This is a genomic window from Protofrankia symbiont of Coriaria ruscifolia, from assembly GCF_900634745.1.
Taxonomy (GTDB): domain Bacteria; phylum Actinomycetota; class Actinomycetes; order Frankiales; family Frankiaceae; genus Protofrankia; species Protofrankia californiensis.
The window spans coordinates 1-7,979 of record NZ_CAAAFR010000153.1; the positions used below are offsets into that span (position 1 = coordinate 1).

The following is a 7,979-nucleotide window of genomic DNA, read 5'->3' on the forward strand; positions in this document are numbered from 1 at the left end:
CCTGAAGGCCGGGGCATCCTCCGGAGTTCTCGGTGACGGTACAGGGACTGCTCGACGCGCTGCAGGCCACCCGGGACGTGGAATGGACGGCCGACCAGCTCCGGGCCTCGGCCACCCTTCGCCGGTCGCTGGAGGCCGAGGCCGACCATGCGCGCTTCGTCAAGACCGGTGACCTCGTGCGGCCGTTCACGCTCGCCGAGGTCGACGGGGGGCAGGTCGTCCTCACCGACCTGCTTGCGGACGGGCCCGCAGTACTGATCTTCTTCCGGTTCGCGGACTGCCCGGCATGCAACACTGCCCTGTCGGGCTACCACCTCGCGCTCGCCCCGCACCTGCACGACCTCGGCGTCCCGCTGGTCGCGATCAGCCCGCAGATCCCGGAGAAGCTCGTCGAGATCAAGAAACGGCACGATTTCGGGTTCCTGGTGGCTTCGGACCGCGAGTACGCACTGATCGACGCCTTCGGTATCGGATTCGACCCGGACGATGCGTCGAAACGGAAGAGCATTGAGAACGGCCACGATCTGAGTGTGGTCCTTGGAAACGGACGGTGGACGCTGCCCTATCCCACCGTGGTCGTCATCGACCGCGACCGCGTGGTGAGGTTCGCCGACGTCCACCCGAACTGGATGGTGCGCACCGAGGCCACCACCGTGCTCAACGCCGTCCGTCCTCTCCTCGCCGAGCGGGTCGGGTCCGGCCGATAGGCCGATAGGCAGTCCGGCTGGTAGCCGCTGTCGCCTGTTCCGGTTCCGCCCGCCCGGCGCGCGGGACGTCCGGGGCGCTCGCCTGCAGCTTTCCGCGATCCGCGCTTGCGGGGATCCGGACTTTCCACCACCGGCACACCGTGGGACCACCGGCATACCGTGGGAAACGTGCCGGCCTACCTTGATCATGCTTCCACGGCCGTCCTCCATCCGACCGCCCGCGAAGCCCTGCTGGCCGCGATCGACGACGGCTGGGCGGACCCCGCCCGGCTGTATCGCGACGCCCGGCGGGCCCGCATGCTGCTCGACGCGTCCCGAGAGACGGTCGCCGGGGTGCTCGGTGCCCGTCCGGACGAGGTCAGCTTCACCTCTTCGGGCACCCAGGCGGCCCAGCTCGCGCTTCTCGGCGCGGCCCGGGCCCGCCGCCGGTCGGGTACCCGCATACTCGTCAGCGCCGTGGAGCACTCCTGCATCCTGCATGCCGCCGAGTGGCACGAGAACGCAGGCGGCCTGGTCAGCAGCGTCGGGGTGGACCGGTTCGGCCGCGTCGACCCGGTGGGCTTCGCTCCCCCGCCGGACACCGCGGTGGCCAGCCTCCAGCATGCCAACCACGAGGTCGCGACCATCCAGCCGGTGGCCGCGGTCGCTGATCTGCTGCGCACGGCAGGCGTTCCGCTGCACGTGGACGCGGCCATGTCGCTCGGCCGGATACCGGTGGACGTCACCGCGCTGGGCGCTGACCTGCTCAGTGCCAGCGCACACAAGTTCGGCGGACCGGCGGGCGTGGGCATCCTGGTAGTGCGGACGGGTCGCCGGTGGGTCAACCCGCTACCCGCGGACGAACGCGAGGGCGGTCGGGTCGCCGGTTTCCCCAACGTCGCGGGAATCGTCGCGACGGCCGCGGCCCTGCACGCCCGGACCGTCGAGATCACCGCCGAGGTACCACGCCTCGCCGGCTATGTGGACCGGCTGCGGACCCGCCTGCCCCGGCTGGTGCCCGACGTCGAGGTGCTCGGCGACCCCGACCCGGCCGGACGGCTGCCGCACCTGCTCACATTCTCCTGCCTCTATGTCGACGGCGAGTCGCTTCTGCACGAGTTGGACCGGGCTGGCATCGCGGTCAGCAGCGGCTCCAGCTGCACCTCCGACACGCTCACCCCGAGCCATGTGCTCGCCGCGATGGGTGCGTTGACACAGGGGAACATCCGGGTGTCGTTCGGCCGGGAGTCCGACACCGCGGACGTGGACGCCCTGCTGGCGGTCCTGCCGGACGCGGTCGCCCGCATCCGTGAACGGGCCGGGGTCGCTGGACTGTGACAAACCGCATGACAGACAGCACGGCAAACGACATGACAGGCGACACGACAAACCGTACGACGGATGCCACGACGAGCAGCGACATGAGAACCGACGACGTGGCCGGCGGCAGCGACCGCGATACCCGGTGGGACGCGGCGAAGTTCACCGTGGACGCGCGTGGGCGGCGATGCCCACTACCGATCATCGAACTTGCTCGCCACATCGGCGAGATCGACCTCGGCGCCACCCTGGCGCTGTGGGCGGACGACCCGGCCGCGGACCTGGACGTGCCCGCCTGGTGTCGCATGCGCTCCCAGGAGTTGGTCATGACCCGGGCGTTGCCCATAGGTGGGACGGCCTACCTCGTCCGCCGTCTCACCTGACCGAAGGCGTCCGGCCAGTCACGTCCGGCCAGACACATCCGGCCAAGCAGCACATCCGGCCGAGCGCCTCCGACCGGCCGCCGGCCCGACGCCGGTTCCCGCCCGAGCGTTCACCGGCCAACCCGACCCGGGTCAACCCGTGGGCAGGTGTCAACCGGTCGGCAGGTGCGGCGCAATCTGCGCGGCGGCGTCCGCTCCGTAGGTCTCCGACAACCGCTTGAGCATCTCGTCGTTCGGGGTGGTCTCGTACTCCTGGGTCCCGACGGTCTCCAGCGCCAGCGTGGCGAGCAGGCAGCCGAGCTGCGCACTGCGCTCCAGCGACAGCTCCCACGCGCGCCCCGCGAAGAAACCCGCACGGAAAGCATCCCCGACGCCGGTCGGATCCGGTGTGACCCGGGCAGGCACGACCGGCACGCGGATCGGCGCCTCCCCCGCGACCTCGATGGCGACTCCGTCCACGCCGTGCGTCGTGATCCGTGCGCCCACCCGCTGGAGTACCTGCGCGTCCGACCATCCGGTCTTGCTCTCCAGCAGACCCTTTTCGTAGTCGTTGCACAGCAGCCAGGCCGCGCCGTCCACCAGCCGGCGAATCTGCGGCCCATCCATCCGGGCGAGTTGCTGTGAGGGATCCGCGGCAAAGGGAATCGACCGTTCCCGGCACTCGTCGGTGTGGCGAAGCATCGCGTCAGGGTCGTTCGGGCTGACCACCACCAGGTCCAGGCCGCCCAGGCGCTCGGCAATCGGGCGCAGCTCGATCAGCCGGGCATCGCTCATCGCGCCGGGGTAAAAAGACGCAATCTGGCAGAGGTCGTCGTCAGTGGTACATACGAAACGGGCGGTGTGAGCAATTTCGCTCACATATACCGAGTCCGTGTCAACTCCGTTGCGGTCGAGCCAGGACCGGTAATCGGCGAAATCCTCGCCCACCGCCCCGACGAGGACGGGACGCAGACCCAGCCGCCCAAGCCCGTAACAGATGTTGGCGGCCGCTCCCCCACGCCGAATGACCAGGTCGTCAACGAGGAACGACAGGGAAATCCGGTGCAGCTGGTCGGCGAGCAGTTGCTCGGCGAACCGCCCTGGAAAGCGCATGAGGTGATCGGTCGCGATGGAACCCGTAACGGCTATACGCACGATGCGTGATTCTACCTGGCCATCGTCCGAAACTGCCGCATCTGCACGGCGGCGCCCGTCCGGCCCGCGTCCCTACAGTCGCTCCTGACCAGACCACGGGCACACAGGCACGAACCAGCCGTCCGCGCAGGAATACAGGCAGACAGAACACAGGACACGCGGGATACATAGACCTGACAGACGTCCGGTCCGACCGGTCGTCCCAGCCGGACCGGACGTCACAACCAACGCCACGCCGAACGGACGCCGTCAGCCGGTGTGGCCTCGGGTACCTACCACTACCCGCACCGCGGCACCACGATCAGTGGAACGCCGCAAACGATCGGTGGAACGCCACGAATCAGTGGAAGGAGTCACCACAGGCGCAGGAACCCGCCGCGTTCGGGTTGTCGATGGTGAAGCCCTGCTTCTCGATCGTGTCAACGAAGTCGATCGTCGCCCCGCCGAGGTACGGGCTGCTCATCCGGTCGACCGCGACCTTGACGCCGGAGAAGTCGAGGAGGACGTCGCCGTCGAGCTGCCGCTCGTCGAAGAAGAGCTGGTAGCGCATGCCGGAGCAGCCGCCGGGCTGTACGGCGATCCGAAGCTGGAGGTCGTCACGCCCCTCCTGCTCGAGCAGGTTCTTCACCTTGTTCGCGGCCAGGTCGGTCAGGATGACGGTGCTCGGACGAGTCGCTGCGTCCACGTCGGTCGCCGTATCGGTCGTCGTGTCCTGGACTGTCATGGAGGCTGCTCCCTAGTGAGTATTCCCTGGGGCGTGGGGAGTCGCGACAGCAACCACGGTCGCTCCTCCTTCGGCCGGCTAGTTACGTGTGCAGGGATGCCCGGTATTCGTCTACTCGCAATACGTGCGCATCACTGTAGGCAACAACATGGGATGCCCGCGACGCCACCCTTCATGCAAGGTCGCCGTTCGTGCCACCGCGACAGCGGCCGTCACCCGCAAGCCGTCACACGCACCTACGTGGAACACCGCCCGCCGCGATTGCCTTCCCATCGTACGCAGGACGTCCCCGGACGACCAAGCACACGGCACACAGCTGTGATCGCGAACTCGTCCCAGGCAGTGCGGCACAAGGTCCTGGCAAGTGCGGACACAAGGCCGTATCGCGAGTTAGAGTCTTACCGACCATACGTCCCCATGCGTGCGGCCAGACCGCGCAGACAGCCGGTCGACCGGCCGGAGGAGCGAGCATGACGATCCATCCCGCGCTCGAACGCGTCGGCGTCACATCGCCGGGAACACCTCCGGTCACGCCACGCCCACGGCCCCTGACCGGACCGCTGGAACTGCTGCTGCTGGGACGCGGCTCGGATCCGGACAGCGAGCGCGGGGTCGACTGCCCCGGCGCGCTGCCACCAGCGTCCGACCCGACGCTCGTCGAGCGGGCCAAAGCGGCCAGAGAAACGCTCGGTGACTCCGTCTTCATACTCGGTCACCACTACCAGCGGGACGAGGTCATCGTCTTCGCCGACGTGACCGGTGACTCGTTCAAACTCGCCCAGCAGGCCGCCGCCCGGCCCGAGGCCGGGCACATCGTCTTCTGCGGCGTGCACTTCATGGCCGAAAGCGCAGACATCCTCACTGGCGACCATCAGCAGGTGATCCTCCCCGATCTTGCCGCGGGCTGCTCCATGGCCGACATGGCCACGGCCGAACAGGTCGAGCAGGCATGGGAGACGCTCGCGGACGCGGGCCTCGCCGAGGGCACCGTCCCGGTGAGCTACATGAACTCCTCGGCCGCCATCAAGGCATTCACCGGGCGGCGGGGCGGCACGATCTGCACGTCCTCCAACGCCCGCAGGGCGCTGGAGTGGGCGTTCGGGCCGCAGCGCCGCGGCGAACGGGTGCTGTTCCTGCCCGACCAGCATCTGGGACGCAACACGGCCGTGCTGGAGATGGGGATGTCACTGGACGACTGCGTCGTCTACAACCCGCACCGGCCCGGCGGCGGTCTCACCCAGGAACAGCTGCGGAACGCCCGGATGATCCTGTGGCGGGGACACTGCTCGGTGCACGGCCGGTTCAGCCGCGCCTGCGTCGACGACGTCCGCGCCCGGATACCCGGCGTCACCGTGCTGGTGCATCCCGAGTGCCAGCACGAGGTCGTGACCGCCGCGGACCTGGTCGGCTCGACGGAATACATCATCAAGGCGGTGGACGAGGCCCCGCCCGGCTCCACGTTTGCCGTCGGCACCGAACTGAACCTGGTACAAAGACTGGCCAACCGGCACCCTGACAAGACCATCGTCTTCCTGGACCGTACGGTGTGCTACTGCTCCACCATGAACCGTATTGATCTACCCCACCTCGTGTGGGCCCTTGAGTCCCTTGTCCACGACGAGACGGTCAACCGCATCACGGTCGACCCCGACGTCGCGGCGTACGCCCGGAAGGCCCTTGACCAGATGCTGGCGCTGCCCTGATGGCACTGTTGAAGCGACACACGCCCGCCCGTAACGATCCCGCGGACGCACCGGTGGTCCCGGCCGGGCCCGCTCCCGCCGCCGATCGCAGGAACGGCTCGGGCACCCCGACCGGGTCGGAAAACGGATCGGGAAAGGGGCGTCCCACCCCGAAGCGCAGTGAGGCGCGGGCGGCACGCGCCCGCGGCGGCAGCGCCGTGACGACCCCGGCTTCGCGCAAGGAGGCCCGGGCACGCTCCCGCGAGGAGCGTCGCCGGACGACCCGGGAGTACCGGACGGCGATGCTCTCAGGTGACGTCAACAAGCTGCCACCACGCGAGCGTGCCCCCGAACGGGTACTGGCCCGGGACTTCGTCGACACCCGCAGGAACGTGGGACCGTTCTTCCTCGCCGCCGCCGCACTGTACTTCGTCGGCGGCATCGTCCCCAACACGTACGTACGGCTGATCACCACCTGTCTGATGTTGCTGGGCATCCTCGCGGTGGTCGCCGACTCGCTGGTACTGGTCCGCCGGGTCGGCCGCCGGGTCACGGAAAGGTACCCGGACTCGCATGTCAAGGTCCGCGCCTACTCGGTGCAACGCGCGCTCCTGCCCGCCCGCTGGCGGATGCCCCGGCCCCGGGTGACGCGCGCAGGCCAGGATCGATGATCTTGCGGGCCCGCGGACCCGCAAGATCCACAATTTCACAGATCCACAGCCGCAAGTTCACAGATCCGCAGATCTGCAGGTCCGCGGCCGAGCACCCCAAGGTACGAGCGCTTTAAGGTAACTGCGTGGAGCACAGACGACTCGGGCGTAGCGGACTGTCCGTCAGCGAGATCTCATACGGCAACTGGATCACCCACGGTGACCAGATCGAGCGGGAACAGGCGCTCGCATGCGTACAGGCCGCTCTCGACGAAGGGATCACCACCTTCGACACGGCCGACGTCTACGCCGGCACGCGCGCCGAGGCCGTGCTCGGCGAGGCACTCGACGGTGTACGCCGGGAGTCCTACGAGCTGTTCACCAAGGTCTTCTGGCCGACCGGACCCGGCCCGAACGACCGGGGCCTGGGGCGCAAACACATCATCGAGTCCTGCCACGCCTCGCTGCGGCGGCTGCGCACCGACCATCTCGATCTCTATCAGGCGCACCGTTACGACCCGACGGTGCCGCTGGAGGAGACCCTGCGAGCCTTCGACGATCTCGTGCGGGCCGGCAAGGTCCTCTACGTCGGTGTCTCGGAATGGACCGCCGCACAGATCTCGGACGCGGTGCGCATAGCCGCCGACCTGGGCTTCGACCGGATCATCTCCAACCAGCCGCAGTACTCGATGCTGTGGCGCACGATCGAGGCGGAGGTCGTCCCGACCTCGCAGGCCGCCGGCATCTCCCAGATCGTCTGGTCGCCGATCGCGCAGGGCGTGCTCACCGGCAAGTACCGTCCGGGCGAACCGCTGCCGGAGGGCACCCGCGCCACCAGCGCGAACGGCGCGAACTTCGTCCGGCGGCTGCTGCGCGACGAGGTCCTCACCCGGGTGCAGGATCTGCTGCCGGTCGCGGCCGACGCGGGCCTGTCACCGGCCCAGCTCGCGGTGGCCTGGGTGCTCCAGAACGACAACGTGGCATCGGCGATCATCGGGGCGTCCCGGCCGGAGCAAGTCCACGAGAACGTCAAGGCGGCCGGAATGAAACTGGACCCCGAAATCCTGGCCCGGATCGACTCCGTCCTCGACGGGGTCGTCGTCACCGACCCGGAAGCCGTCGGTTAGCGCCTCCGAGCGCGCGAAAGACATGATCGCGCGCTCTTCGGCCCCATAGCCCGAGGGTTTTGGCCTCCGAGCGCGCGAAAGACATGATCGCGCGCTCTTCGGCCGGCTGCTAGTCGACGGGCCGAAGGCTCATCGGGCCGTACACCTTGCGGCCGGCTTCCTGGAGCACCACCTGCTGGACACCGGCGTCCAGCAGCTCCTGCCAGGTCTCCCCCAGCCAGGTCTCGGCGTCGCTCTGCGTCGGGAACGACTCCGACGACAACGAGCCGGCGG

Annotated in this window: 8 protein-coding genes; 6 read left to right on the top strand and 2 right to left on the bottom strand. The window is 68.7% G+C overall.

Annotated features, from left to right (window positions below):
- The first annotated feature begins 32 nt into the window (after window positions 1–32).
- The 3 genes from CV1CTNOD_RS16905 (at window position 33) to CV1CTNOD_RS16915 (ending at window position 2,389) form a co-directional block, all read left to right on the top strand.
- On the top strand, window positions 33–707 hold the full coding sequence (locus CV1CTNOD_RS16905) for a peroxiredoxin-like family protein (protein ID WP_131787020.1): 675 nt from the start codon (window positions 33–35) through the stop codon (window positions 705–707).
- A gap of 168 nt (window positions 708–875) precedes the next feature.
- Entirely contained in the window at window positions 876–2,024 is a 1,149-nt protein-coding gene (locus CV1CTNOD_RS16910; protein ID WP_131787021.1) for a cysteine desulfurase family protein, read from the top strand.
- A gap of 83 nt (window positions 2,025–2,107) precedes the next feature.
- Window positions 2,108–2,389 (top strand): sulfurtransferase TusA family protein, encoded by a 282-nt coding sequence (locus tag CV1CTNOD_RS16915; protein ID WP_131787022.1) that lies wholly within the window; start codon window positions 2,108–2,110, stop codon window positions 2,387–2,389.
- Window positions 2,390–2,539: 150 nt separating this feature from the next.
- Here CV1CTNOD_RS16915 and CV1CTNOD_RS16920 read toward each other — a convergent pair whose 3' ends face one another.
- Together CV1CTNOD_RS16920 and CV1CTNOD_RS16925 are read right to left on the bottom strand one after the other, a co-directional pair.
- On the bottom strand, window positions 2,540–3,523 hold the full coding sequence (locus tag CV1CTNOD_RS16920) for a carbohydrate kinase family protein (RefSeq protein WP_131787023.1): 984 nt from the start codon (window positions 3,521–3,523) through the stop codon (window positions 2,540–2,542).
- 340 nt (window positions 3,524–3,863) lie between these two features.
- Window positions 3,864–4,247: a HesB/IscA family protein gene (locus CV1CTNOD_RS16925; protein WP_131787024.1), complete on the bottom strand. Its 384-nt coding sequence runs from the start codon at window positions 4,245–4,247 to the stop codon at window positions 3,864–3,866.
- 470 nt (window positions 4,248–4,717) lie between these two features.
- Here CV1CTNOD_RS16925 and nadA point away from each other — a divergent pair, with 470 nt between their 5' ends.
- From nadA to CV1CTNOD_RS16940, 3 genes are all read left to right on the top strand, one after another.
- Complete coding sequence (gene nadA / locus CV1CTNOD_RS16930; RefSeq protein ID WP_131787025.1) at window positions 4,718–5,950, top strand: quinolinate synthase NadA; 1,233 nt, start codon at window positions 4,718–4,720, stop codon at window positions 5,948–5,950.
- Entirely contained in the window at window positions 5,950–6,600 is a 651-nt protein-coding gene (locus tag CV1CTNOD_RS16935) for a DUF3043 domain-containing protein (protein WP_131787026.1), read from the top strand. Before nadA ends, CV1CTNOD_RS16935 begins: the two co-directional genes overlap by 1 nt.
- 125 nt (window positions 6,601–6,725) lie before the next feature.
- The gene (locus tag CV1CTNOD_RS16940) at window positions 6,726–7,706 is read left to right on the top strand and encodes an aldo/keto reductase family protein (protein ID WP_131787027.1); all 981 of its coding nucleotides are present in this window, start codon (window positions 6,726–6,728) and stop codon (window positions 7,704–7,706) included.
- Window positions 7,707–7,979: the final 273 nt, after the last annotated feature.

Excerpts from the sequence above, each read along its gene's own strand:
- CV1CTNOD_RS16925 (WP_131787024.1), bottom strand. The coding sequence starts at position 4,247 with ATGACAGTCCAGGACACGACGACCGATACGGCGACCGACGTGGACGCA.
- CV1CTNOD_RS16935 (WP_131787026.1), top strand. The coding sequence starts at position 5,950 with ATGGCACTGTTGAAGCGACACACGCCCGCCCGTAACGATCCCGCGGAC.
- nadA (WP_131787025.1), top strand. The coding sequence starts at position 4,718 with ATGACGATCCATCCCGCGCTCGAACGCGTCGGCGTCACATCGCCGGGA.
- CV1CTNOD_RS16915 (WP_131787022.1), top strand. The coding sequence starts at position 2,108 with ATGAGAACCGACGACGTGGCCGGCGGCAGCGACCGCGATACCCGGTGG.